This is a genomic window from Streptomyces sp. NPDC034043, from assembly GCF_055575675.1.
This window is the reverse complement of the sequence record NZ_JBVISF010000006.1, coordinates 257,272-282,323: the sequence shown is the minus strand read 5'-3', so window position 1 is coordinate 282,323 and position 25,052 is coordinate 257,272. Positions and strand designations below refer to the sequence as shown.

Annotated in this window: 23 protein-coding genes and 3 pseudogenes; 14 read left to right on the top strand and 12 right to left on the bottom strand. The window is 74.0% G+C overall.

From position 1 onward, the window contains the following. The first annotated feature begins 28 nt into the window (after nt 1-28). The 3 genes and pseudogenes from ACZ51S_RS17660 to ACZ51S_RS17650 all read left to right on the top strand — a co-directional run. Entirely contained in the window at nt 29-1,543 is a 1,515-nt protein-coding gene (locus ACZ51S_RS17660; protein ID WP_468474642.1) for an alpha/beta hydrolase, read from the top strand. Between the two features lie 106 nt (nt 1,544-1,649). Further along, the gene (locus tag ACZ51S_RS17655) at nt 1,650-2,309 is read left to right on the top strand and encodes a DUF2278 family protein (RefSeq protein WP_468961343.1); all 660 of its coding nucleotides are present in this window, start codon (nt 1,650-1,652) and stop codon (nt 2,307-2,309) included. Beyond that, a pseudogene (locus tag ACZ51S_RS17650) lies at nt 2,306-2,632 on the top strand (hypothetical protein); the annotation flags it as partial. The gene ACZ51S_RS17655 and the pseudogene ACZ51S_RS17650, both read left to right, overlap by 4 nt. A 206-nt stretch (nt 2,633-2,838) precedes the next feature. On the opposite strand, the gene ACZ51S_RS17645 reads toward ACZ51S_RS17650, so the two are convergent. Next, nucleotides 2,839-3,894, bottom strand: coding sequence for an N-acetylmuramoyl-L-alanine amidase (locus tag ACZ51S_RS17645; protein WP_468961341.1), 1,056 nt, complete (start codon nt 3,892-3,894; stop codon nt 2,839-2,841). Between the two features lie 231 nt (nt 3,895-4,125). Then, on the bottom strand, nt 4,126-4,560 hold the full coding sequence (locus ACZ51S_RS17640; RefSeq protein ID WP_468474639.1) for a CBS domain-containing protein: 435 nt from the start codon (nt 4,558-4,560) through the stop codon (nt 4,126-4,128). Nucleotides 4,561-4,724: 164 nt separating this feature from the next. Here ACZ51S_RS17640 and ACZ51S_RS17635 point away from each other — a divergent pair, with 164 nt between their 5' ends. Continuing rightward, entirely contained in the window at nt 4,725-5,309 is a 585-nt protein-coding gene (locus ACZ51S_RS17635) for a TetR/AcrR family transcriptional regulator (RefSeq protein WP_468474638.1), read from the top strand. A 116-nt stretch (nt 5,310-5,425) separates the two neighbouring features. Beyond that, entirely contained in the window at nt 5,426-6,184 is a 759-nt protein-coding gene (locus tag ACZ51S_RS17630; protein ID WP_468474637.1) for an SDR family NAD(P)-dependent oxidoreductase, read from the top strand. On the opposite strand, the gene ACZ51S_RS17625 is transcribed toward ACZ51S_RS17630, so the two are convergent. From ACZ51S_RS17625 to ACZ51S_RS17615, 3 genes are all read right to left on the bottom strand, one after another. After that, on the bottom strand, nt 6,112-7,728 hold the full coding sequence (locus tag ACZ51S_RS17625) for an alpha/beta hydrolase (RefSeq protein WP_468474636.1): 1,617 nt from the start codon (nt 7,726-7,728) through the stop codon (nt 6,112-6,114). The two genes, ACZ51S_RS17630 and ACZ51S_RS17625, sit on opposite strands and share 73 nt — an antisense overlap. Nucleotides 7,729-7,880: 152 nt before the next feature. Beyond that, nucleotides 7,881-8,435, bottom strand: a complete 555-nt coding sequence (locus tag ACZ51S_RS17620) for a heme-binding beta-barrel domain-containing protein (protein WP_468474635.1) — start codon at nt 8,433-8,435, stop codon at nt 7,881-7,883. 99 nt (nt 8,436-8,534) lie between these two features. Then, nucleotides 8,535-9,206 carry a hypothetical protein gene (locus ACZ51S_RS17615; protein WP_468474634.1) on the bottom strand — a complete coding sequence of 224 codons (672 nt, stop codon included), beginning with the start codon at nt 9,204-9,206 and terminating at the stop codon, nt 8,535-8,537. A gap of 198 nt (nt 9,207-9,404) precedes the next feature. Here ACZ51S_RS17615 and ACZ51S_RS17610 point away from each other — a divergent pair, with 198 nt between their 5' ends. Next, nucleotides 9,405-9,956, top strand: coding sequence for a hypothetical protein (locus tag ACZ51S_RS17610; RefSeq protein WP_468474633.1), 552 nt, complete (start codon nt 9,405-9,407; stop codon nt 9,954-9,956). Nucleotides 9,957-10,008: 52 nt separating this feature from the next. Here ACZ51S_RS17610 and ACZ51S_RS17605 read toward each other — a convergent pair. Continuing rightward, nucleotides 10,009-10,312 (bottom strand): annotated as a pseudogene (locus ACZ51S_RS17605) (hypothetical protein); the annotation flags it as partial. Nucleotides 10,313-10,407: 95 nt separating this feature from the next. Between ACZ51S_RS17605 and ACZ51S_RS17600 the strand changes: the two are divergent. Beyond that, nucleotides 10,408-11,436: a cation diffusion facilitator family transporter gene (locus ACZ51S_RS17600; protein WP_468885935.1), complete on the top strand. Its 1,029-nt coding sequence runs from the start codon at nt 10,408-10,410 to the stop codon at nt 11,434-11,436. Between the two features lie 58 nt (nt 11,437-11,494). On the opposite strand, the gene ACZ51S_RS17595 is transcribed toward ACZ51S_RS17600, so the two are convergent. Then, nucleotides 11,495-12,397, bottom strand: a complete 903-nt coding sequence (locus ACZ51S_RS17595; protein WP_468474631.1) for an alpha/beta fold hydrolase — start codon at nt 12,395-12,397, stop codon at nt 11,495-11,497. Nucleotides 12,398-12,598: 201 nt separating this feature from the next. Further along, complete coding sequence (locus tag ACZ51S_RS17590) at nt 12,599-13,705, bottom strand: mechanosensitive ion channel family protein (protein WP_468474630.1); 1,107 nt, start codon at nt 13,703-13,705, stop codon at nt 12,599-12,601. Between the two features lie 512 nt (nt 13,706-14,217). Here ACZ51S_RS17590 and ACZ51S_RS17585 point away from each other — a divergent pair. Then, on the top strand, nt 14,218-15,087 hold the full coding sequence (locus tag ACZ51S_RS17585) for a hypothetical protein (RefSeq protein ID WP_468804013.1): 870 nt from the start codon (nt 14,218-14,220) through the stop codon (nt 15,085-15,087). Between the two features lie 83 nt (nt 15,088-15,170). Here ACZ51S_RS17585 and ACZ51S_RS17580 read toward each other — a convergent pair whose 3' ends face one another. Next, on the bottom strand, nt 15,171-15,941 hold the full coding sequence (locus tag ACZ51S_RS17580; RefSeq protein ID WP_468474628.1) for a polysaccharide deacetylase family protein: 771 nt from the start codon (nt 15,939-15,941) through the stop codon (nt 15,171-15,173). A gap of 313 nt (nt 15,942-16,254) precedes the next feature. Here ACZ51S_RS17580 and ACZ51S_RS17575 point away from each other — a divergent pair, with 313 nt between their 5' ends. Beyond that, nucleotides 16,255-16,881 (top strand): NADPH-dependent FMN reductase, encoded by a 627-nt coding sequence (locus tag ACZ51S_RS17575; protein ID WP_468474679.1) that lies wholly within the window; start codon nt 16,255-16,257, stop codon nt 16,879-16,881. Nucleotides 16,882-16,905: 24 nt separating this feature from the next. Here the strand turns inward: ACZ51S_RS17575 and ACZ51S_RS17570 are convergent, their stop codons facing one another. Further along, a complete protein-coding gene (locus tag ACZ51S_RS17570) occupies nt 16,906-17,337 on the bottom strand; it encodes a VOC family protein (protein WP_388940327.1) in 432 nt (143 codons plus the stop codon). A 453-nt stretch (nt 17,338-17,790) separates the two neighbouring features. On the opposite strand from ACZ51S_RS17570, the gene ACZ51S_RS17565 reads away from it, so the two are divergent. Both ACZ51S_RS17565 and ACZ51S_RS17560 read left to right on the top strand, forming a co-directional pair. Further along, on the top strand, nt 17,791-18,369 hold the full coding sequence (locus ACZ51S_RS17565) for an RNA polymerase sigma factor (protein WP_468474626.1): 579 nt from the start codon (nt 17,791-17,793) through the stop codon (nt 18,367-18,369). Nucleotides 18,370-19,238: 869 nt separating this feature from the next. Next, nucleotides 19,239-20,006 (top strand): annotated as a pseudogene (locus ACZ51S_RS17560) (IclR family transcriptional regulator domain-containing protein); the annotation flags it as partial. A 260-nt stretch (nt 20,007-20,266) separates the two neighbouring features. On the opposite strand, the gene ACZ51S_RS17555 reads toward ACZ51S_RS17560, so the two are convergent. Further along, nucleotides 20,267-21,211 carry a nucleoside hydrolase gene (locus ACZ51S_RS17555; protein WP_468474625.1) on the bottom strand — a complete coding sequence of 315 codons (945 nt, stop codon included), beginning with the start codon at nt 21,209-21,211 and terminating at the stop codon, nt 20,267-20,269. A gap of 248 nt (nt 21,212-21,459) precedes the next feature. On the opposite strand from ACZ51S_RS17555, the gene ACZ51S_RS17550 reads away from it, so the two are divergent. The 3 genes from ACZ51S_RS17550 (at nt 21,460) to ACZ51S_RS17540 (ending at nt 24,215) form a co-directional block, all read left to right on the top strand. After that, the gene (locus ACZ51S_RS17550) at nt 21,460-22,125 is read left to right on the top strand and encodes a DUF4360 domain-containing protein (RefSeq protein ID WP_388940332.1); all 666 of its coding nucleotides are present in this window, start codon (nt 21,460-21,462) and stop codon (nt 22,123-22,125) included. Between the two features lie 183 nt (nt 22,126-22,308). Further along, nucleotides 22,309-22,500, top strand: a complete 192-nt coding sequence (locus ACZ51S_RS17545; RefSeq protein ID WP_468961338.1) for a hypothetical protein — start codon at nt 22,309-22,311, stop codon at nt 22,498-22,500. A gap of 287 nt (nt 22,501-22,787) precedes the next feature. Next, complete coding sequence (locus ACZ51S_RS17540) at nt 22,788-24,215, top strand: nucleobase:cation symporter-2 family protein (protein WP_468474623.1); 1,428 nt, start codon at nt 22,788-22,790, stop codon at nt 24,213-24,215. 64 nt (nt 24,216-24,279) lie between these two features. Here ACZ51S_RS17540 and ACZ51S_RS17535 read toward each other — a convergent pair whose 3' ends face one another. Beyond that, on the bottom strand, nt 24,280-24,930 hold the full coding sequence (locus tag ACZ51S_RS17535) for a transcriptional regulator (RefSeq protein ID WP_468961336.1): 651 nt from the start codon (nt 24,928-24,930) through the stop codon (nt 24,280-24,282). Nucleotides 24,931-25,052 lie beyond the last annotated feature (122 nt).

Below are 25,052 nucleotides of genomic sequence, written 5' to 3'. Positions count from 1 at the left end.
CCCGGGCGCACTGCACGAGGCTTGCCGCATGACGATTTCCCGGAGCAAGGCCCTCCTGCTGACCCTCTCCGCCGCGGCCGCAGCGGCCGCCCTGACCGCCTCCGCCCTCCCGGCGCAGGCCGCCGGCGGCCCCCGCACCGAGGTGCCCGGGCTCGACTGGCGCCCCTGCGCCAAGCCGGGCGGGCCCGCCGCCCAGGAGTGCGCCGACCTCCCCGTTCCGCTCGACTACGCAGACCCGCGCGGCCCGCAGATCAGCGTGGCCGTCTCCCGGATCCGCAGTGACCGCCCCGACGCCCGGCGCGGCACCCTCGTCGTGATCCCCGGCGGCCCGGGAGGCTCCGGGGTACAGCGTCTGACGCAGAAGGGCCCCGCCCTCCAGCAGCAGCTCGGCGGCGCCTACGACCTCGTCGCCTTCGACCCCCGCGGCGTCGGCGGCTCCACCACCGCGAGCTGCGGCCTCGCCCCCGAGGACCGCTACCTCACCGCCCTGCGCTCCTGGCCCGCCGCCGACGGGGACATCACCGAGAACCTCGCCCGCTCCCGCCGCACCGCCGAGGCCTGCGCCCGCAACGGCGGACCCGTGCTGCGCAGCTTCACCACCGCCAACCAGGTCCGCGACATGGACCGCCTCCGCGCGGCACTCGGCGAGCGCAAGCTCTCCGCCTGGGGAGTCTCGTACGGCACCTACGTGGGCGCCGTCTACGCGCAGACGTACCCCGGGCGCACCGACCGCTGGGTCCTCGACAGCAGCGGCGACCCCGACCCCAAGCGCGTCGCCCGCGGCTGGCTGGCCAACATGGCCCAGGGCTCCGACGACCGCTTCCCCGACTTCGCCGCCTGGGCCGCCCACCCCGACCGCGACAAGGACGGCCTGCGGCTGGCGCAGCGCCCCGAGGACGTCGAGCCCCTCGTGCTCTCGCTCTTCGCCTCCCTGGACCGCGCACCCCGCCCGTCCACCACCCCCGGGGTGCCCCTGACCGGCAACGGCCTGCGCCAGGCCCTCCAGAACACCCTCTACAGCGACTCCGCCTTCCCCGGCTTCGCCCGGCTCGTCGCCGCCCTGCGCGACCCGGCCCACACCCCCGCCCTCCCGCCCGAGCTCGCCCGCCCCCTGCGCGACGAGGACGCCGCCCAGCTCGTCGCGGTCCTGTGCAACGACGTGACCTGGCCGGGCGGTTCCCCGGCCGACCGGCAGCGCGCCGTCGATGAGGACCGGGCCCGGCACCCGCTGACGGCCGGCATGCCGGTCAACGTGCTCCCGTGCTCCTTCTGGAAGGACGCCCCCGAGCACAAGCCCACCAAGATCACCAACCACGGCCCCTCCGGCATCCTGATGATCCAGAGCCGCCGCGACCCCTCCACGCCCCACTCCAAGAGCCTGAAGATGCGCGAGGCCCTCGGGGACCGGGCCGTACTCGTCACCGTCGAACAGGGCGGCCACGGCGTCTACCTCGGCAACGGCAACGCCTGCGGGGACCGCACCGTCACCCGGTTCCTCACCACCGGCCAGCGCCCCGCCCGCGACACCAGCTGCGCGAACTGAGCGCCGGGGCCGGCCGGCCGGGAAGGACTGGGCCGCCCGGGGGCCGGGGCGACGGTGCCCCGCGCGTCACGGCGCCGGGCGCCGGGACGGTGGTTGACTGGCCGTCATGCCGCTCGACTCCTACGGGGTGCTGTCGGGAACGCTGCACCGCCACTTCCGAGACCGGCCCGACACCCAGGGGCACTGGTTCCACGTCAACCTGGAGGTGGACGCGCCCGCCGGCCGGTACCGGTGCGCCGTCGACGTGGACAGCAAACAGTCCACCACCGGCGTCCAGTGGAAGGTGTTCACCCTGGCCGCCTCCGTCCTCGACCCGGTGCCCTCCCTGGATCCCGGCTACCACGACCTCTCGATGAGCCCGGGCTCCGGCGCCCTCGACTGCCTGCGCCATCCCGCCCTCCAGCACCGCCCCGGCTGCGCCTTCCCCGTACGCCCGCCCGCCTGGCTCCAGGACCTCATGAACCGGCTGAACCCGCCCCGCTCCTGGATCTCGGGCTCCAACCTCGACGCCGCCCGGGCCCTGGAGCCCATCCTGGTGCCCGGCCGGGAGGTCATGGTCTTCGGAGAGCCCTTCGACCACGGGCTCGGCATGCACAACATCCACCAGAACCAGGGCGATCCGTACGGCAGCCAGTGGTGGGACGAGAACGGCACCTGGCAGGACGGGGCCACTCTCACCCGCCGGCCCGACGGCCTGTACGACGTCTTCCTCAACAAGTTCTCCAGCCAGTCCGACCACACCGGGCCGGACGGGCACCCGGTGTGAGCGCCGCCGGCCCGGACGGACGGCGGCGGCGCTTCGACACCTGGGCGGCCGGGGACGGCTACGAGCGCTACACGGGCCGCTGGAGCCGGCCCGTCGCCGTCGCCTTCGCGGCCTCGCTCGGCGTCGCCGCCGGCGCCCGGTGGCCCGACGCGGGCTGCGGGACGGGCGCCCTGGCCGCGGCGGTGGCCGCGCACGGCCGGCCACGGCTGGTCCTGGGCCTTGACCGGTCGGCAGCCTTCATGGCATCGGCCGGCACCGCCGCCGGGGAAGCCGGCGCCCCGGGCACCGCGGCGTGCGCCCCGCTCTTCGCGGTGGCGGACGCCCAGGCGCTGCCGGTGCGCGACGGGACCTTCGACGCGGCCGTCAGCGCCCTCACCCTGAACAACCCTTCCTCTGCGGGCAGGGTCCCGCGCCCGGCTACGTCACCTCCCTCGCCACGGCGCCCGCCGGCGGCTGTGCGACACGCTCGCCGGGGCCCTGCCCGTAGGGTCCGACGGCTCCATCGCGCTGACCGCCCGCGCGTGGGCGGTCAGCGGCCGGCGAGCACGCCGTTGAAGGGGTCCGAGGCCAGCGCCCGGACGGCGGGCAACTGCCGGTGGAGGGCGGCTCCGGGGCACTCGGTGGCGAAGACGTCGCGGTGGCCCGAGATCCGCTCCACCGTCACCCGCTCGCCGGCCCGGAATCGCCCGTTGTCGATGGAGGCGCCGAGCTCGACGGTGCCCGCGGGGGAGTGCCCGTACCGGCCGAGTGCCCAGGCCGCGAGCCGCGCGACGGCCGCCGTGGCCGCGGGCGGCGCCTCCAGGCCGGAATACCGGCCGATCACCGCGACGCCCAGGGTGTCCTGGTTGAAGCCGAGGGTGTGCGCGCCGGTGACCGGCCGCCCGGAGCCGCCGGCCCGTCCTTCGAAGACCGTGCCGCACTTGTCGACCACGTAGTTGTAGCCGAGGTCCTTCCAGCCGTTGACCCGCCGGTGGAGGGCCTGCAGACCGCGCACGACGGCGGGGGAGTCGGAGCACGCGTAGTCGTTGCTCTGGGCGGTGTGGTGGACGAACACGGCCTTGACGTCCCTGCCGTACACGACGGGCTCCCCGGGATCCTCGGCCGCGCCCCAGCGGGAGCGGGGGACGACGCGGGGCCGCGAGGCGGCGGGGCCCGCCACCGCGTGAACCACCGGCACCGGCACCGGCCCGGCGGCCGCCCCGGGCCTCCCCGGCCCCGGATCCGGGCCCGGGTCGACCAGGTCCAGGCGCACTCCGGCCGGCAGCTGCTCACCGGCGCCGGCCGCGCGTACCTCCACGGCGTCCGAAGGCCCCGCCCACCACGGCTCCCCGGCCTCCACCGCCGTCCACGGCGTCCAGTGGCCGGAGCCCCGTTCCCGGACGCGGACCCGGTAGGTCCCGCCCGGCCCGCCGGCGGGCGCCGTGACGGCCAGCATGCTGAAGGGGGTCCGGGCGTCCGCGAGGACGGGGGCGCCGGCCGAGGTGAGGGTGTCGCCGCGCGGCGGCGGGGGAGCGCCGGCCGGTTCGGCGCCGGCAGCGGCCAGGGTGACCAGAGCGCAGGTCAGGGCGGCGGTGAGGGGCGTCAACGGGAATCCGCGGGTGCGCAACTCGGCTCTCTCCAGGATCCCGGACGACGGCGGAACGGGAACCGCGGCCGGCGGCTTCGCCGGCCGGCCCCCGCGCGTTCCCGGGCCCGAGCACACAAGGCGCCGGCCGGACTGGAAGTGCCCGGCCGGCGCTCTGCGCACTTCGCTGACCGCCCCTTCAACGAGCCGGAGGCCCGGTGGTCACGGCCGGTGGCGGGCGGATCGCTGCGCTCAGTTGGCGGCGTACACCCGGATCGCGAACTCCGCGATGTCCGCGTCGGAGAGGTTCTTCGCCAGATTGGCCTCGGTGATCATGCCGACCAGGCGGTGGCCGCCCTCCACGTCGATGACGGGCAGCCGCTTGATCTGGTGCACCTCCATGGTGTCCAGTGCCTCCTGCGCGTTGCTGTCGGCGTCGATCCAGTGCAGGTTGCCGGCGAGCTCCCCGGCCCGCATGCTCGCCGGGTCCTTGCCGTCGGCGCAGCACTTGACGACGATGTCGCGGTCGGTGATCAGGCCCTGGAGACGCTGGTCGTCCCCGCAGATCGGCAGGCATCCGACGTTCAGCTCGCGCATCATGCGCGCCGCGTCCTGCAGGGACTGGTCCTCGCGGATGCACTGCACGCCCTGGGTCATGATGTCGCGGGCCCGCAGGTTCCTGTCCATGGTTCCTCCTCGGTCCTCCGAGTGCGTTCCGAAACCTTCCCGCCCCCCTGCCCTCCCCTACGAGGACAACACGGATGGAGCGGCGCGGCGCGTCGGGGGACCCCTGGCTCCGTACCCCACCTCGTTATTGACCGGTCGTTCCAGATAGCTTTATGATCTTCCGCGTGGCAAGGACCAAGGAATTCGATCCGGACGCGGCCCTCCAGTCGGCCCTCGAGCTGTTCTGGCGGCGCGGCTACGAAGCGACGTCGGTGGCGGACCTCGTCGAGCACCTCGGCATCGGACGGGCCAGCATCTACGCGACCTTCGGCAGCAAGCACGAGCTCTACCTGAAGGCGCTGGACCGCTACGCCGAGACGTACGACCCGCTGCTCCTGGCCCAGCTCTCCGCGCCGGGACCCGCGCTGCCCGCCGTGCGGGCCGTGGTGCGCCGCTTCGCCGAGGAGGCCACGTCCCCGGGGGAGCGGCGCAGCGGCTGCTTCGTCACCAACACGGCGGCCGAGCTGGCCCCCCACGACGCCGCTGCCGCCCGGCGGGTCGAGGTGAGCTGGGACCGCTTCGAGACCCTGCTGCACTCGGCGCTCCTGCGGGCCCGGGGGCAGGGGGAGCTGGGCGAGGGCAGCGATCCGCGTGCGCTGGCCCGGATGCTGCTGGTCCTGCTCCAGGGCGTCCGCGTCGTCGGCAAGGCCTCGGACGACCCCGCCCGCGTCCGGGACGCGGCGGAGCAGGCCCTGACCCTGCTGGACTGACCGCGCCGGCCCCCCCCGTTTCCGATTCCCTTCCCGTACCCGCGTTTCCGCATGCCCGAATTCTGAACCGTTCGTTCAAATATGGGGCTGACCGCCCCTCGGAGGAGTCACCGAAGATGAACCGTTTCACCGGCAAGACCGTCCTGGTGACGGGGGCGGGCTCCGGCCTCGGCCGCGCCATCGCACTCGCCTTCGCCGCCGAGGGCGCCCGCGTCGTCGCCGCGGGCCGCACCGCGGCCACCCTCGACGAGACGGTCACCCTCATCGAGGCGGCCGGCGGCACCGCCGCCGCCGTCCCCGCCGACGTCACGAACTCGGGCCGGCTGGAGGACCTCGTCCGGGAGAGCGTCGCCCGCTTCGGCGGACTGGACGTCGCGGTCAACAACGCCGGGATACTCCGCGGCACCGGGCCGGTCGGCGACGTCAGCGAGGAGGACTGGGACGCGGTCCTGCGCACCAACGTCACCGGCGTCTGGCTGGCGATGAAGCACCAGATCGCGCACATGCGGCGCAACGGCGGCGGCGCCATCGTCAACATCTCCTCCAACCTGGGCGCCCACAAGCGGATCCCGAACGCCGCCGCCTACATCACCTCCAAGGCGGCCGTGTCCGCCCTCACCCGCGCCGCCGCCCTCGACCACATCCACGAGGGGATACGCATCAACGCGGTCAGCCCCGGAGCCGCCGACGCGCCGATGTCGCTGCTGCCCGGCGAGACCGAGGCAGGCCGCGCCGAGAGGGTCAAGTCGCAGAACCCGCTCGGCCGGGTCGCGGAGGCCGAGGAAGTGGCCGCCGCCGTGCTCTACCTGGCCTCGCCCGCGGCCGGCTCGGTGGTCGGGACCGACCTCGTCGTGGACAGCGGCTCCTCCGCCTGAGCGCCCCGCCCGGCCGGATCCGGCAGCGGCTTCCCGGCGCATTCCGCGTCCGCCTCCGGCAGCCGGCCACCGAGCAGGAAGCCCTCGACGTAGCCGTCCACACAGGCGTTCCCCGCCTGGTAGGTGCCGTGGTCACCGCCGCCGACGGTGATCAGGCGCGATCCCGCCAGCCGCGCGTGGGCTCGTACGGCCCCCTCGTAACGGGTCGCCGGGTCGTGCTTCGAGTTGAGCATCAGGACCGGCGGCAGCCCCCGGCCGGTCACCCCGGCGCGCGGAGCCCGGGAGCGCGGCCAGGCGGCGCAGACCGAGGCGAAGGCCAGTTCCCGCGCCCCGGCCATGGGGTGGTCGCGGCTGTCCGCCTCGCTCCTGCGCACCCAGTACGCGCTGTCCCGGTTCCAGGGGGTGTCCTGGCAGACCACGGAGAAGAAGTCCGCGGCGAACGCGGCCTGCACGGGGTGCTTCAGCTTCTGCGCGAAGGCCCGGCGGGTGGCCGCCGGCGCGCCCGCCGGGTCTTCCAGGACGCCGAGGAGCGCCGCCAGGTCCGGGAAGCGGTTGCCGCTGTAGATGATGCCGGTCGCCGCCGCGTCCAGGTGGTCGGGCAGGACCCGGGTCCCCTCCAGGTCCACCGGGTGCTCGCGCAGCGAGGCGCGCAGCCGCTCGTAGGAGGCCTTGGTCTCCTCCGGGGTCCTGCCCCGGTGGTAGGTGGCGTCGTTCGCGGCCAGCCACGGCAGGAAGTCCTGCTCGAAGCGGCGCTGGAAGCTCATCGGCTGTCCGGTCATGAAGTCCTGCCAGCTGCCGCCGGGGTCGATGACGCTGTCGAGCACCACCCGCTCCACCCGGCCCGGGAAACGGGTCGCGTACCGGGCGCCCAGGTACGTGGCGTACGACGGGCCGTAGTACGAGACCCGCCGTTCGCCGAGCAGCGCCCGGTACAGGTCCATGTCGTGCACGGCCTGGTCGGTGGTGATGTACGGCAGCAGACCGCCCGAGTCGCGCCGGCAGTCGCGTACGAAGCCCCGGGCGCGTTCCACCGTGCCGCGTACGGCCTGCTCCGAACGGTCGCGCAGATCGCCGCCGCCGAACAGGGCGTCCACCGTGGCCTGGTCGGAGCAGACCACGTTCGTGCTCGCCCCGACGCCGCGCTGGTCGAAGCTCACGATGTCGTACGCGGCCGCCAGCCTCGGCGCGTACGAGGCCAGGCCCGCCGGCCGGCCCAGCCCGGAGGCCCCCGGCCCGCCGGCCGCCATCATCAGGACGCCGCGCCGGGCGGCGGGGTCCGTGGAGCGGTGCCGGGACACCGCCACGGTCAGGTCCGGGCCCCTGCCGGGGTGGTACCAGTCGCGCGGCACCGTCATCGAGGCGCACTCCAGCGGCCCGGAGTCGCAGGGCCGCCAGTCGAGGCGCTGGCCGCCGTACCGGCCCGGTACCGGGTTCGCCCCGGCCGCGCCCGCGGCGTGCGCGGGGACCACGGGCAGCGCCGCCACGGCGAGCAGCCCGCAGGCGGCGGCAGCGGCCCGGCGCGCGGTCTTCTTCAACAGGTCCATCAGGGTGGTCTCTCCCCCGTCGCGGTGATCGGTCGTGTCGATCCTCCGCGACCGCCGCGCCCCGCGGCGATCTCCCCACCACCCTTGTCCGCGGTGGTGCTGGTGCCACCCCGGGTGTCACCCCCGGTGCCACCGCCAGGGCCGTCCCGGTGTCACGCCCGGCGGACCAGCCGGGTCGTCAGATGGTGCTGGAGGGGCTGCCCCACGGCCGCCATGTCGTGGACGACCGTCAGGCCGGCGCCGTCGAGGGTGTAAAGGCGGCGGGTGCCGGTGACCTCCTTCGCCAGCGGGGTCAGCGCCACGTCCCGGGTCTCGATCCCGATCTCCAGCTCCGCCGCCGCCCCGCCGCGGACCCGCCCGGCGTACGTCTCGACGATGCCGGTCGGATGGGCGAGCACCACCTCCAGGGACGCGTCGGGCGTCACCCGCCACCAGCCGGTCTCTCGCCCCGCCGGCCGCACGGGGGTCCCGGAGGCGTCGGTCAGCCACGCGCGTGCCTCGTAGCGCAGGAAGGGCCGGCCGTCGTGGCTGAAGGTGATCTCCTGCTCGTACCGGAAGTCCCGCGCCAGGGTCGGGTACTCGCCCCGCCCCCGTCCGTGCCAGCGCCCGAGCAGGGGGAGCACCGGAGCCAGCAGCGGATGCGGGTCGGGACCCTCCCCGAGGACGTGGCCGTCCGGGTACGGATTCTCCTGCGCCGGCTCGAACATGTGCACCTTGCCCGTCTGTCGTCGGCCCCCGCGGACGTGCAGCGTAGCGCGCCGGCCGGGGCCGCTCCGGGGCGGTCCGCCGGCCGGACGGGGCGCGGACTACGCGACGAACTCCTCGTCCCCGTAGCGGACCTCGGCGGAGTTCCAGTCGACCCCGAGCCGGGCCGTGAACTTCCGTGCGAGCGTCAGGTCGGCGATCGGCGCGATGAGGATCAGCCGCCCGTCGAGGGCCACCGAGCCGCCGCCGAGCCGCACCCGCGCCACGGGGTCGGCCATCAGCGCGTCGTGCAGCCGGGTGGCGCTGACGCCCTCGGCCTGGATCTCGACGGCGTCCGTCTCCGGCGAGGTGCGCGGCAGGCAGCGGAACGTCAGCACCGACTCCTGCCGGTACTGCTTGCGGATGACATCGGCGATGTGATGCAGTCCGTCCGCGTTGACCTCTTCGACGTCGAACTCCCGCGAACGCTCGTAGGTGGTCTGCTGCTCGTTCTCGGACCAGAACACCCCGTCCAGCAGGGTCGAGGATCCCGGCCGCGCCCCGTGGGAGCGGATGATCTCCCGCACCTCGTGGTCGAAGCGCTTCAGCCGCGTCCGCAGCCGGGGATCGGCCGGATCCGTGATGACGGCGGTGTTGTCGGTGGCGAAGATCTCGGCGGCCGGGCAGTCCGTGCCGCCGGGGGCCCAGGCCGACGGGTCCGCCTGGGCCGTGCCCGCTCCCGCCGACGCCAGCGCCAGGACTCCGACCGCCATCAGTACCCGCAACCGCTTCATTCCCGCAACTCCCTGCCTGTGAACCCGTACTGCGGCGCGCTACCGGGCCGCAGCGGGCCTCATCCTAGGAGCCGGGCGGGACCCCGCGCGGGCGTCGGCACCCCATATGGCGGATGGCGGACGGTGGCTACTTGCGGGCGGCCCGCATGAGGTACCCCCCGCCGGGGGTATGGGCCCACCGGGGAGGGGGTGCACGGAGTGCGGGAAGGTGCACGCAAGGCGGCCCGGGGCGCGGCCGCGTTCGGGTCGGCGGCGACCCTCGCCGTCGCCGCCTGGCTGGTCTGGCTCCTGCCCGGCCCGCAACTGGCCGCCGTACTCGGCTTCGGACCCGTGGACGGAGTCCTGACGGTCGCCGAGTGCTACGAGGCCACCGATGTGGAGGGCTACGCCGCCGGCACGCAGTGCAAGGGCCGCTACGCCCGGGGCCGCGGGGGAGACGGACCGCAGGAGGAGATCCTGCTGGAGACGGCCGCCGACGCCTACCGGCCGGGCACCGAGGTGCCCGTGCGGACCGCGCGCGGGAAGGCGTACGAACTGTCCGGCTTCGCCGTCGGCAACCTGGGCGTCGCGACCGGTCTGCTCCTCGTCCCCTTCCTCGCCCTGGCGGCCTGGCTGTCCGCCTGCGCCCGCCGCGGCGAACGGGTGGACGGGGGCGGGTTCGTACTCGCGGCGCTGGCCGCGATGGTGGCCGTGATCGTGCTGGGCCTGGCGGCGGGCCTCCTCGTCGGGCTCCTCACGGCCGTCTTCTGAGCCCGGACACCCGCGTCCGCCCGGTCCGGATGCCCCGCGTGCTCATGCCGGGGGGCAGGAACGGCGTCGTCAGGACGAGCAGCCCGAACTCGATGGCCAGACCAACACGAGGCCGCCGGTACCGGGCCCGGTGAAGGCCAGTCCGGGCAGCCGGCGCGCCCGCAGGATCCCGGCGGCGCGCATGACCCGGCGCCGGCCGCGAGCCGAGCAGCCCCCCGAGGCAGGGCACGGCGAAGGCGGGGCCGTACTGCCAGGGGGCGAACCGGCCCGGACAACCCCATCGCGGCCCCGCCGAGCGGCGGTCCGAGCACGGTGGCCGTCCAGGTCGTGGACTCGAACCGCCCGTTCGCGACCACGTTGACGGCGTGTGCAGATGCGAGCCCGTCGCACCTGGTCACGGCACGTACGACGGCTGTAGCCGCAATGGGTTCCCTGTGCCAACGTAGGCCCCATGGACGGCAATCGGGGCAGCGGCCGCAGTACCTCCACGCACCGGCACGACCACCATCACCACGATCACCATCAGGGCGGGCGGCGCCGGCTGCGGCACCTGCTCACCCCGCACCGCCACGACGCCGGCGACAAGGTCGACGCGGCCATGGAGGCCTCCCGCGAGGGCATGCGCACGCTGTGGATCTCCCTCGCGGTGCTGGGGGCGACCGCCGCCGCCCAGGCCGTCATCGTCGTCCTGTCCGGGTCGGTCGCGCTGCTCGGCGACACGGTCCACAACACCGCCGACGCGCTGACGTCCGTACCGCTGGGCATCGCCTTCGTCCTCGGCCGCCGGGCCCCCAACCGCCGCTACACCTACGGCTACGGCCGCGCCGAGGACCTGGCGGGCGTGCTCATCGTGCTGGTCATCGCCGCGTCCGCCGCCCTCGCCGCCTGGGCGGCCGTCGACCGGCTCCTGCACCCCCGGGAGGTCACCCACCTGTGGGCGGTCTGCGCGGCGGCCCTGACGGGCTTCGCCGGCAACGAATGGGTGGCCCGCCTGCGCATCCGCACCGGGCGGCGGATCGGGTCCGCCGCGCTGGTCGCCGACGGCCTGCACGCCCGCACCGACGGGTTCACCTCGCTGGCCGTCCTGCTGGGCGCCGCCGGCGCGGCGGCCGGCCTGCGGGCCGCCGACCCCGTCGTCGGCCTGCTGATCACCCTCGCCATCCTGCTGGTCCTGAAGGACGCCGCCCGCGAGGTCTACCACCGGCTGATGGACTGCGTCGACCCCGCCCTCGTGGACACCGCCGAGCAGGCCCTGCGGGAGGTCCCCGGCGTCCTCGGCGTCGGCCAGCTGCGCATGCGGTGGATCGGCCACGCCCTGCACGCCGAGGCAGACATCGTGGTCGGCCCCCACCTGACCGTGGTCCAGGCGCACGGACTGGCGCTCGCCGCCGAGCACGCCCTGATCAGGGCGATCCCCAGGATGACGGCCGCGACCGTCCACACCGATCACCCGGCCCCCGCGGACCACCTGGCGGCCTGAGGCACGGCCGCCGGGGCCGCGCCCGGCCCGGGCGGCGGTGCCGTGGCCGTCCGCTGGTTCAGCGGGCCGCCTCCGCGCGGTGGACGAGGCCCGTGATCAGCGCGGCGATCTCCGGCCACAGGGCCCGCGGCAGGTCGTGGCCCATGCCGGCGAAGACCGCGAGCTCGGCGCCCGGCACGGCCTCCGCGGTGGCCCGGCCGCCGCTGACGTGGCACAACGGATCGTCGGCCCCGTGGATCACCAGCGTGGGCAGCCGCAGCGACCGCAGCCGCGCCGTACGGTCGCCCGACGCCACCGAGGCCACGGCCTGGCGGGCGACGCCGAGCGGGTCGTACGACCGGTCGAAGGCCCGGCCGGCCCGCTCGCGGACCGCGTCCTCGTCGAACACGAACCCCGGCGAACCCAGCACCCGTACCGAGTGGACCATCCGTTCGACGACCTCCTCGCGGCTCCTCGGCGGCGGCCCCGCCAGCGCGCTCAGGGCCGTCGGGTCCGGCAGGCCGACCCCCGGGCCGCCCGTCGTGGACATCATGGACGTCAGCGACCGGACCCGGCCGGGGTGTTCGATCGCCATCGTCTGGGCGATCGCCCCGCCCAGCGACATGCCGACCACGTGGGCGCCGTCCAGCCCCAGCGCGTCGAGCAGGCCCACCGCGTCGGCCGCCATGTCGGACAGGGAGTACGCCACGGACGACAGGTCCCCCGCGAGCGCCGCCGGCACATCGGGCACCGGCGCGTCCCGGAAGTGGGAGGAGAGCCCCACGTCGCGGTTGTCGAACCGGACCGGCTGGACGCCGCGCCGGGTCAGTTCCGCGCAGAATCCGTCGGGCCAGCCGTGCATCTGGAGGGCGAGGCCCATGACGAGAAGCACGGGCGGGTCCTGCGCGTCCCCCCAGCGCTCGTAGGCCACCTCGATGCCCGCCGGTCCCACGTTCACGGCCATCTCTTCGCGCACCGTCACGCCGCCTCCTCGTCGCGGGGGAAGGACGCCGAACATACCGGCGGGACACGGCCCGCAGGGCCTCACACGGCCGGGCGCGTCCCCGGTACGGCACGCCCGCCGCCTCCACCAGGCCCGCGGGGCATCGCCCGGTTCCGGCGAAGCGGCCGCCGCGCGGCCCCTCGTACTGCGGGGTCCCGGGCCCCGGCCGGTGGGGGGCCGCTACCGCCGACGGTCCGCCAGGGCCCCGGGCGACCCGTCCCGCTGGTGCGGGACGGGCGGGTACGGCCGCGCCCCCGGGTCGTCGTGCTGGAGCGAGACCGTGTGCGCGGGCGCCGGGATCGAGATGCCCTCCGCCCGGTACCGCTGGTGCAGGCGCTTGATGAACTCGTGCTTGATCCGGTACTGGTCGCTGAACTCGCCGACCCCGAGGATCACCGTGAAGTTGATCCTGGAGTCCCCGAAGGTGTGGAAGCGGACGGCGGCCTCGTGGTCGGGGACCCCGCCGCTGATGTCGGCCATCACGCCGTCGACGACGTCGAGGGTCACCCGCTCGACGTGCTCCAGGTCGCTGTCGTAGCCGACCCCGGCCTGGACCAGGATCGACAGCTTCTGCTCGGGCTGGGTGAAGTTGGTCATGTTCGTCCGCGCGAGGCGGCCGTTGGGGATGATCACCAGGTTGTTCGACAGGTTGCGCACCACGCTGTTGCGCCAGTTGATGTCGACGACGTACCCCTCCTCACCGCTGGTGAGCCGGATGTAGTCGCCCGGCTGGACAGTCTTCGAGGCGAGGATGTGCACCCCGGCGAAGAGGTTGGCGAGGGTGTCCTGCAAGGCCAGGGCGACCGCGAGACCGCCCACTCCGAGAGCGGTGACCAGCGGGGCGATCGACACCCCGAGGGTCTCCAGCGCCACGAGGACGCCCATCGTCAGCACCACGATCCTCGTGATGTTGACGAAGATCGTCGCGGACGCCGCCACGCCCGTACGGGACGCGGCCACCGACTGGACCAGACCCGCCACAACCCGGGCCGCGCTGAGCGTGGCGATGACGATGAGCACAGCCGTCAGCGTCTGGCTGACCAGACCCGCGACCCGCGCGGTGAACGGCAGCGCCGACGTGGCCACCGCGGCCCCGGCGAGGACCGCGGCCCAGGGGACGATCGTCCGCAGCGCGTCGACGATGACGTCGTCCCCGCTCCAGCGGGTCCGGCTCGCGTGCTTGGCCAGCCACTTCATCAGCGCGCGCAGCAGCAGACCGGCCACGCCGCCGGAGGCCAGCGCGATGCCGGCCACCATCCAGTCGTGCAGGACGAGGTCCCGGGTCACCGGCCCGCCTCCGCGCCGAGGGGGGCGAAGGAGCGGGAGGCCGCGGGCCGCCATATGTGCTGTGTCGTCACCTTGTCACCTGTCAGATCGTGTCGTGCGCGGCGCTGTTGGAGCAGATGTACGCATTCCGAACGCACGGTCATCCTGCCCCATGGTCCCCCCGGGCCCGCAGCCGGACCCCGGCGTTCCGGCCGTCCGGCGGGGCGCGGGCGTACGGAGCCCCGCGCCGGGCGCCCGGGCGTGCCCCGGCCGCTGCCCGGCGTACGGGTGGTGAATCGATTCGGCTCCCCGTCGGCGTCCCCGCCGGACGGCCGCGGGGTTGGTCCGGGTTGACGAACCGCTCACCTGCCCGGCCCACACCCCCGGCCTGTCGGGGTGGTCCGGGCCGCGGGGGAGGGGTGATATGTGCAGCGCGTGGAGAGGCGCCCGGGCCCGCCAACAGGCCATGGGGGCCCACGCAACCGTTCTCTCGCACTCCCGCGGCGCTCTCGGCGCCGGCGGGGAAGGAAGTCATGAACCTCAACGCTCACATGGTGACCCGACGGCCCCGGACGCGTTCCCGGGTGCTCCTCGCCTCCATCGCCGCGACCGCGGCCCTGACCGGCCAGCTGGTGGCACTCGCCCCCGCCGCCTCCGCGCACGGTCCGAAGCCGGGCGACAACGCCCCCACGGCCCAGGACAAGCAGCGGAACCCCGACAAGGACGCCCACAAGAAGAAGCCGTCCCAGTTCCCGCACGGGCTGCGCCAGTTCACCGCCGACAACACCTTCACCGTCCCGGCGGGCGTCAGGACGGTCTTCGTCCAGGCCTGGGGCGCCGGCGGTGGCGGCGGCGGTGGCGGTGGCGCCTCCACCACCAGCGCGGGTGGCGCGGGCGGCGGTGGCGGCGCCGGCGGCTTCACCTGGTGCACCCTCAACGTGACCCCGCTGGCCGACTACGGCGTGGACGTCGGTGACGCCGGAACCGGCGGAACCGGTGGCGCCGGCGGCGGAGCGACGGGCGGGGCCGGCGGCGCCGGTGGCGCGGGCGGCAACTCCACCGTCGTCGCGACGACGACCAACACCACGCTCGCCACCGCCTCCGGCGGCGCGGGCGGTGGCGGCGGCGCCGGCGGTACGACCACCCCGGGCGCTGGTGGCGCCGGCGGTGCGGGCGGCAACGGCTCGTGCTCCACGGGCGGCGTGAACCGGACGGGCGCCCCCGGCACGCCCGGCGGCACGGGCCTGACGGTCGGCCAGGGCGGTCTCCCCGTCGACGGCATCGTCGCCCTGCCCCCGCGCGGTGCCGAGGGCGGCGACGGCGGGGCGGGAGGCCTCGCCCCCGGAGAGGCCGGCGTCCCGGGTCAGCCCGGCGGATCCGGTTACGTCGTCATCTGGTGGTAACACCGTCCTGACCGGACGGGCGCCCACACCCCGACCGCCCGCTCCCGCGGCCCCCCGCCGCGGGAACGGGCGGTTCCGCGTTCCTAGGACCCGGTGAGGAATTCCCGCAGGTCGACGATTCCGTAGCCCTCCTCCAGGGCCGCGTCGATGATGCGGGGCAGGGCCTGCGCGTCGAGGACGACCCCGTCGCCCATGCCGCTGCCGACGTGCATCTGGAGGATCGCCCCGGGACCGAAGGAGCCCACCGCCCTGCTGACCGCCTTGTCCACCGTCATGCCGCCGGCCGTACCCAGGTAGCCGTTCGTGTCGTTGGTGAACTCGATCGCCGCGTAGCCGAGGCCGTTGACGTCCTCGACGGATTCCTGCGTGGTGGAGCTGTACGGGAACCGGAAGAACGGAAGCGGCTCGGCCCCCGACGCCGTACGGATCGCCGCGTCGGCCGCGCGCACCTCCCGCTCCCGCTCCGCCGTGGCGAGGTCGTCGAAGTAGGGGTGGCTGTGCGAGTGGTTGCCCAGCCCGTGCCCCGCGGCGGCCATCGCGCGCACCGCGGCGGGACGGGCCTGCGCGAACAGGCCCGTGGGGAAGAAGGTGGCGGCCGCCCCCCGGCGCCGCAGTTCGGCCAGGACCGCGTCGAGCCCGCTCTCGTCCCACGCCGCGTTGAAGGTGAGCGCCATCACCCTGCCGGACGTCGGCAGCCGGCGGATCTCCCGCCCCAGCAGCGAGGCCGGCGGCCGGGGACCCGCCGCCGCGGCGGCCCTCCGTACCGGGGGACCGGAGGCCGCCAGAGCGCTGGGGCCCGGAACGAGCCCCGCCGCCAGCAGCGCCGCCATCGCGGCGCGTCGTCCCACATCCACCACGGTCACTCCCTCGGACACGGCGCCGCCCCGCGCGGCGCTGCCACGACTATGCGCGACCGGCCGGCCGGGAGCCGCGCGGCCGTGGCGGGCACCCGGGTGATTGCCGCGGGCGGCGCCGCCGGCGCACGGTGCGCCCGGCCCGCCGCCGCCCGGGAGCGCCGTACAGTCCGCTGCGGGCACCGCCGCCGCCGTCACCGCAAGGCGCCTACCGGCAAGGGAGACAGCCGTGAACTCGACCGACCAGGACCGCTTCCCGCCCGACCCGGCCCGGCCCCAGGACGGGGGCCTCACCGGAAGGGCCTCGCTCCACGTGCTCGTGTTCTCGGGCTCCTCCCGGACCGGCTCGGTCAACGCCCGGCTGGCGGCCCTCGTCGCGAGCCTGGTGGTACGGGCGGGAGCCACCGCCGAACCCGCCATGATCGGGGACTTCCCGATGCCGCTGTACGACGGCGACCTCGAGGCCGACGAGGGGGTGCCGCCGGGGGCACTGGCCCTGCGCGAGCGGATCGAGGCGGCCCAGGCCCTGGTCATCGCCTCGCCCGAGTACAACGCCTCCGTCCCGGGCGTGGTCAAGAACGCCGTCGACTGGGTCTCCCGCGTCCGGCCGCAGCCCTTCAAGGACAAGCAGGTCCTGCTGGTGTCGGCCTCGCCCTCGATGGTCGGCGGCAACCGCGGCCTGTGGGCGCTGCGCATCCCCCTGGAACACCTCGGGGCGCGGGTCTACCCCGACATGTTCAGCCTGGCGATGGCCCATCAGGAGTTCACCGAGGACGGCGCGCTCACCGACCGGGGGCTGGCCGAGCGCCTGACCTCGACGGTCGACTCCTTCCTGGACCTCGCCGAGGCCGACACCCGCTACCTGTGCCTGCAGCGCCGCTGGTACGAGTTCCTCGGTGACCGGACCGACGCGCCGGTCACCGCCCGCGCCCAGGACTGAGCGGCCCGCCGGCCCGCGCCCCGCTCAGCGCTGCGACAGCTCCGACGGAGCCTCCTGCACCACCCAGCCGTTGCCGTCCGGGTCACGGAAGGTCAGGAACGAGTTCCAGGTGTCGCCCTTGCCGTCCTCCCAGCCCGCCGCCCCGAGGTGGCGCACCGGGGAGACGTCCACGCCCCGCGCCACCAGCTCCGCGCGGGCCGCCTCGATGTCGGTGACGCAGAGCTGGAGCCCGTGCAGCGTGCCCGGCGCCATCACCGCCGTACCGGGCGCGGGCGGCATCCCCTGGAGCAGCGCGACCGAACACCGCGATCCGGGCGGGGTCAGCTGGATGATGCGCACCCCTGGGGCGACCTCGTCGTCGAGGTCCACCCCGAAGCCGACGGCGTCGGCGTAGAACTCCTTCGCCCGGTCCATGTCGGTGACGGGTACCGGGACGACTTCGAGCGTCCAGTTCACGGAGAGCCTCCTCGAGAGCGCCGGCGGATCCGCCGGACGGTGGGACGGTGGAACCGAGTCTCCCGCAAGAGGGCGCGCCGGGTCCGCAGGCTCAGCCACCGGCGCAACCGGCCGGCGCGGGGCGCACACCCGCGCAGGGGGGCGCGCGCTGGTGCGGAGGGGGCGTGCGGGACGGCGGATGCCACTCTTCCGGAAGTTTTCCGAGACCGGCTTGCACGATCGGACGCCCTTTCCGATGGGGTGGTGATGAGGGCGCTCGACGCTCCACGGCTGCCGCACACGGGGGCAGGCAGCCCTTCTTCCCCACCCACCAGTCGGAAGGTTTCACGCCGAAGTGAATGTTGCCGAGATTGTCGCCCTCGCGCTGATAGTCACCACCACGGTCCGTGTTTTCTCGAGCGATGTGACACCCACCGCCCTGGAGGGCGGCGACGAGCAACGGTGGGGGAATGCATGAGCGAAGGCGAGTTCGACCCAGCGGGGGACCAGACGGTCTCCAGTGAACTGGCGGGCGTCCTGCCCGTGGAGTTCACCGCGTTCCACTCGCAGCAGCACCGCGCGTACCTGCGCTACGCCCACCTCCAGCTGGGCAACGCCAAGGACGCCCAGGAAGTCGTCGACGACGTGTTCACCTTCCTCCTGAAGGTGTGGCGCCAGGCCCTCAAGGAGGCGAGCCTGCACGGCTTCGCCTGGGCGGTGCTGCGCGAACACGTCGAACGCCGGCTGGCGGCCCTCGGCCGCCAGGTCGCCATGGTGGAGACCGCGTGGTTCTCCGCCCTGCGCCGTTCGTCGAGGGAACGCCTCGAACTGCTGGAGTCCAAGCTCGGCCTGTACGCGGCCATCGCGGAGCTGTCCGAGCGACAGTACGACGTGGTGCTGCTGGCCTTCCTGCTGGGCAACGACTCCGAGACGGTCGCCCGCATGATGGGGATCTCCCCCGCGACCGTCCGTTCACACGTACGCGGCGCACGCCGAACCCTGTCCCGCAAGCTCGGGGTGGACTGGATCCCCGGAGAGGAGAAGGACCAGTGAGCGACATGCCCGCTGACCGTGACATGCCGCTGTGCGAGCTGAACGCGGCCCTGAAGAACGCCTCGGTGCTCGCGGAGGAGTACGCCGGCTACGACGAGGGCGCCGCCCGGCGCCGGATCGCCCGCCGGATCGTCGCCGACCGCGCCCGCTCCGCGATCGGCAGCGCCGCCGGCTCGGACCTGCCCGTCCGGTGCCCGGCCACGGCCGCCGACCACGACGCCCTCGTCCTGGACGCCGCCTGCCACGTGCGGGCGGCCCGCGTCCTGGACGACGTCACCTGGTCCCTCGTGGAGAGCCGGGACTTCGCGGAACGCGCCCTGCACGCCGAATCCTGGCCCCACGGCGTGGACTCGGCGCTGCTGTTCGGTTCCCTCCTCCACCTGACGGAGCGCACGGAGGGCGCCCGGTTCTGGTTCCAGTACGCGGCCGGCGCGGGCTCCCGTACCGCCGCGCAGTGCCTCTACCTCCACCACCTCTCCCGAGCGGAGGTCCGTACCGCCCGCCACTGGAAGCAGCAGGCCCGGATCCTGCCCGCCGAGGAGCACCTGCCCCACCTGCCGCTGATCCCGGGGGACCTCGAAGAGGCCCTGACCGCCTCCGTGATCTGGACCTCCCCGCCCATCACCACCCAGGACCTCAGCTCCCTCTCCGGGGGGCCCGGCCGGGCCGTGCGGCCGCCGTACCGGCTGCCTGCGCGGCTGCGCCAGGCCGTGGCGGAGCACCCCCACAGCGAACACCCCGACCTGGGGGAGGTGTTCACCCCCGGCCCGCCGGTCGCCGTGGCCGTGGCCTACCACGCACGCCTCAACCCCCTGTACCTGACGCCAGAGGCGAACGCGTGGGCGCTCGAAGCGCTCAAGCAGCCGCACCTGACGCACGCCGCCCGCAAGACCCCCGAAGCGCGGCCGGCGCCGGCCGCGCTGGAATCCGTACACCAGGCGCTGCGCGTCCTGGAGGTGATCAACCGGTTCTCGGGCGGCGTCAGCCTCACCCAGATCGCCCGTGAGACGAAACTGCCGCAGCTGGTGATCGCCCGGGCGGTGGAGCAGCTCTTCCGGGCCAACCTGGCCATCCCGACCGGGCCCGACGCCTACATCGCCGGCAACGCCCTGCTGCTCACCGACGCGGCGGGCGGTGAGGGGCGCGGGCACCTCAAGGAGACCCTCGCCTGGGTGCGCGACGCCGTCGGCGCCGCCGTCTACGTGGCCCGCTACACCGACGGCGAGGTCTCCATCACCCAGTACGCCGACGGCCCGGGCACACCCGTCGTCGAGGAGTGGGTCGACTTCAGGTCGGCCGCCCACGCCTCCGCCGTCGGCAAGGCCCTCCTCACCCAACTCGACTACGACGACCGGAAGGACCACCTGGACCGCCACCAGATGTCCAAACTGACCCGCCACACCCTCGCCAGCGAGAAGGCCCTCTTCCACCAGCTCGACACGCGCGGGCCCAACGCCCCGCTGCTCGACTTCCAGGAGTACGCCATCGGCACGGTCTGCGCGGCCGTCCCGATCACCTCGGGCCCCAACGCCGAATGCGTGGCCCTCTCCATCCCCGTCCCCGATGCCGGACGGCTCAGGCAGGCCGCCCGGATCCTGCAGAGCGAGGCCGCCGCTGTCTTACTGGCCCTGATCGTGGCCGGCAGTACCAGGCCCGACCCGGTACCGGTGCGCGGCACACCCGCCTCCCCGGACCTGCCGTGGACCGGGTCCGCCGCGGCGGACCCGGCCACACTGCCCACCTTCCTCTCCACCACCGTCTAGAGCGGCCGGCCCCGCCGGAAAACGGGGCCGGCGTCCGGTCAGGACGACGACGCGCCGGAGCGGGCCCGGACATCCAGGCCCGGCCCGCTTCGCCGCACGTCAGCCTGAGGCGCCCGGTCGCGGCTGGGGCCGCGTCATGCGCGGCGGGACCCGAGGGCGGCCACCGCGCCGACCATGCGGTCCCAGAAGAGGCCCGCGTCCAGGGTGGTGGCGACCCGCGCGTTCACCGGGCGGCCCACGTAGTCGTGGAGGTCCACGACGGTGGCCCCGCGGGTGTAGCGGCCCTGGAGCTCGACCACGACGTTGGCGTCCACACAGCCCACGATCGCCGGGTCGATCACCCGGGCCACCGCGACCGGGTCGTGCAGCGGCGCATGGGGCATGTCCCACAGCAGACGGTACGTGGAGGCGTAATAGGTGAGCAGTTCCACGCAGACGGAGCCGAGTTCCGTGCCGAGGGCCTCGAAGCGGGCCAGCACTTCGGGCGTGGCCAGGGCCTGGTGGGTGACGTCGAGCCCGCACATGGTCACCGGTACCCCGCTGCCGAAGACGACGGCGGCGGCCTCCGGGTCGGTGTACACGTTGAACTCGGCCGCCGGTGTGCGGTTGCCCGGCCCCACGGAACCGCCCATCAGCACGATCTCGCGGATGCGGGCGCCGATCCCGGGGTGGCGGGTCAGGAGGAGGGCGATGTTGGTCAGCGGGGCGGTGGGCACCAGGGTGACCGGTTCGGGGTGCTCGAGGAGGATCCGGTGGATGAGGTCCACCGCGTGCTCCGGCACCACGTCCACCGTGGGCGGCGGGAACTGCGGCCCGTCCATGCCGGATTCGCCGTGCACGTCGGCGGCGACGGCCAGCGGCTGGAGCAGCGGCCGGTCGCAGCCGGCGGCGACGGGCACGTCCGTGACGCCGGCGAGGGTCAGCACCCGGCGGGCGTTGAGGGTGGTCTTCTCCAGCGTCTGGTTGCCGGCGACGGTGGTGACGGCGAGGAGGTCGACGCCGGGATCCCCGGCCGCCAGCATGATCGCCAGGGCGTCGTCGTGTCCGGGATCGCAGTCGATGATGATCGGTACGGGCACGCGCTGGTCCTCCTCCTGGTCCTGGGCCGCCCAGTCTGCCCCCGGGAGACCGCGCGGGCCGCTCCTTACGAGCCAAAAACGCGGTGGGGCGTGGCGGACGGCGGCCCCTCGGCGGGCGGTGTGGTGGTCGGCCCACTACCCCGGACGGGGGTGGTGGCGGCGGCGACTGACGCGCCTGCGCCGATGGCGCGGGGGAGTGTGGAACGGTTCGTGCCGATCACGCACAGCAGCGATCGGAAGGACAACCCATGCTCAGAACGGTGTTCACTGCCGGCGCGGCCGCCGCGCTCGCCGCTGCCGCCCTCGCGCCCTCCGCGGGTGCCGCGACCTCCTCCGTCCCGGCCGCCGCGCCTCCCGGCCAGATCACCGTCGACGTGGTCCAGGTCAACGGCTCCGGCTGCCGCCCGGGCACCGCCAACGTGGCGGTCTCCCCGGACAACACCGCCTTCACGGTGACGTACAGCGAGTACCTCGCCCAGGTCGGCAAGGACGCCAAGGCGACCGACTTCCGCAAGAACTGCCAGCTCGGCCTCCGCGTGAACGTGCCCCAGGGCTACACCTACGCCATCGCCAAGGCCGACTACCGCGGCTTCGCCAGCATCGCGGAGGGCGCGAGCGCCACCCAGAACGCCAGCTACTACTTCCAGGGCATGTCCCAGACGGCCTACCGGAGCCACACCCTGAACGGCCCCGCCGAGGGCAACTGGCAGGTGTCGGACGCGGTGCCGGTCGAGGCGCTGGTCTTCCACCCCTGCGGGGCCAAGCGGAACCTGAACATCAACACCGAGCTGCGTGCCCACGCGGGCTCCTCCGACACGGCGAACACCACCAGCTTCCTCGCGATGGACTCCACCGACGGCAGCTTCAACACCGTGTACCACTTCTCCTGGAAGACGTGCCCGCAGCGGCGCTGACACCCGGCCTGACGGCTAGGGGCCGTACCCGGGACGCGCCGGGCACGGCCCCTCGGCATGCCGGGAGCTGGTGTGAAGAGATGCCATTGGCGACATTCGGGTGGGAATGCCCCCACCCAGCAACCGGAAGCAGAGAGTAACGAGTCATGACGATCAGTGATGGCTCCACTACCGGGAGGTCTGATGAGCACCATGAACGCCGCACCGACCTACGGCCTTTCCACCGGGACGCCGCAGTGGGTGCTCGACCCCTACCGCTTCCCCGGTCTCCACGACATGGACGAGCCCGAGGCGCCCGCGGGCCCCGGGGCCGATCTCGCCGAGCCTTCCGAGCCTTCCAGGCCCTCCGAGCCCTTCCGCCCGGTCGGGCGCTGAGCCTGCTCGGGAAGCGGAAGCTCCGGTTACTCGCGAGGAAACCCGCCCTTTGGTTATGGTGAGCGCCCTCCGGTCGCGGTCCCTTCGGATCCCATGCCCAGTCAGGGATCCGGGTGCTGATCGAAGGATGTCCCGCCAATCCGGGACGTAAATGCATCCAGAGCGACGTGCTGTCGGCAACACCGCCCGACGTCGGCTCCATGCGAGCCGGCCTGCGCCCGCCCCGCCACCCGGGGCACGGGCGCGGCGGCCCTCTCATTCACCTACCTCGTGAAGGCAAGGCAGAGATGGCAAGAGCCACCAGACAGTCCTCCCGGCGGTCCACCCGACAGGGCATACACCCCGTCGACGAACTCCTCCCCTTCCCCCGACTCGCCCTGTACGGCTTCCAGCACGTGCTGGCGTTCTACGCGGCGGCGGTCATCGTCCCCGTCCTGCTCGGCAACGCACTCGGACTCACCCGCCAGGAACTGGTCCACCTCATCAACGCGGACCTCCTCACCTGCGGCATCGCCTCGATCATCCAGGCCCTCGGCATCTGGAAGGCGGGCGCCCGGCTGCCCCTCGTCCAGGGGGTCACCTTCACCGCGGTCTCACCCATGATCGCCATCGGCCTGGGCGCCGGCGGAGGTACCGCCGGCCTCCTCGTCGTCTACGGCGCGGTGATCACGGCGGGCATCGCCACCTTCGCCTTCGCGCCGCTCTTCAGCAAGCTGGTGAAGTACTTCCCGCCGGTCGTCATCGGTACGATCCTGACCGTCATCGGCATCACCCTCATCCCGGTGGCCCTGCAGGACGCGGCCGGCGGGGCCCACCTCGTGGGAACGCCCGCGTACGGGTCCGTGAAGAACCTCGCGTACGCGCTGGGCACCCTGCTCTTCATCCTGGTGCTGGTCCGCGTCGGCAAGCCCTTCCTCAGCAGCCTGGCCGTCCTCCTCGGGCTCGTGGCCGGTACGGCCGTCGCCTGGCTCTTCGGGGACGTGGACTTCGGCGCCGTGGCGCAGGCCGACTGGATCGGGGTCACCACCCCCTTCCACTACGGCGTGCCGCGCTTCGAACTGCTCCCGATCGCCGCGATGCTCGTCGTCATGCTGATCACCATGGTGGAGACGACCGGCGACGTCTACGCCATCGGGGAGATCACCCGCAAGAAGGTCGATGCCGACACGGTCGCGCGGGCCCTGCGCGCCGACGGCGTGGCGACGGTCCTCGGCGGTGTCCTCAACTCCTTCCCGTACGTGGCCTTCGCGGAGAACATCGGCATCGTCCGGATGTCGAAGGTCATGAGCCGCTACGTCGTCGTCGCGGCCGGCCTGTTCATGATCGCCCTCGGGCTGCTGCCGAAGGCGGGCAGCCTGGTCGCCTCCGTCCCGCACCCGGTGCTGGGCGGAGCGGCGGTCTCCATGTTCGGCATCGTCGCGGCCGTCGGCATCCAGATCCTGGCCAAGGCCGACCTGCGCGAGGAGCGCAACACCCTGATCCTGGCGGTCAGTCTGGGCGCGGCCCTGCTGCCGACGACGGTGAAGCCCTTCTTCGAGCGCATGCCGGACGACGTCCGGGCCGTGCTCGACAGCGGGATCACGCTGGGGGCCCTCACCGCCATCCTGCTGAACCTGCTCTTCAACGTCTTCACGAGCCGCAGCACGATGGAGATCGACTGGGACGACATCGAGGAGGACGGCCCGCCCGGCCCCTTCGTGGCGGCGGCCCGTTGACGCACGGGCGGGCCGGGAAGGGGCTCGCGCCCTCCCGGCCCGCCCGGCCGCTCCGTGACCCGCCTCAGCCGCCCGCCGGAGGCCTCGCCGGGGCCTCGCCCTGCTCGCCGATCAGCTCCCAGAAGTGGTCGGCCAGGCGGCGCAGGTAGGCGGACCGCTCCGTCGCTATCTCCTTCAGCCTGGCGTCGTCGTTGCGGGCGACCAGGTGCCCCATGTACCGCTCGGAGAAGGAGGAGAGCTCCGTGTGCATCGTGTGGAGCGCGTCGCCGACGCTGGTGGCGTCCACCGACACGATCTCCACCACGGGATCGACGTGGGCCTTCCACCGCCCGGTGACCGCCGACCGCAGGTGCTCCTCCAGCTCCTGGTCGCGGCCCGTGATGGTGGTCAGCGCGCGCAGGGACAGGCCCAGGGCCTCCACCAGGACCCTGGTCTGCCGGGAGTCCCCCTGCCAGTGCCCCGACTGCTCGGCGGCGCGGTACTCCGACGGGCCCATGCCCAGCCGGTAGGCCAGCCGTTCCACGGTGATCCGGCGGGCCAGCCGGAACTCGGGCAGCGTCCTCGGCACGGTCCCCATCAGGGTGGCCGCGTCGCACCACAGCACGTCCGCGAGGGCGAAGAGGTGCTGGTCGGAAGGGACGTGGGAGCCCTGCTCCCACGCCGCCACCATGGCGGGATGGACGGGGCTCCCGCAGGCCGCCATGGCCTCGGCCACCTGAACCGTGCTCAATCCCATGCGGGCGCGCGCGGATCGGGCTTCGGTGGGGGAAAAGGGAGTGCTGTACACGTACACGCCACCTCGCGACAACCCTCGAACGGCCCGCGCCCGAGGAGAAA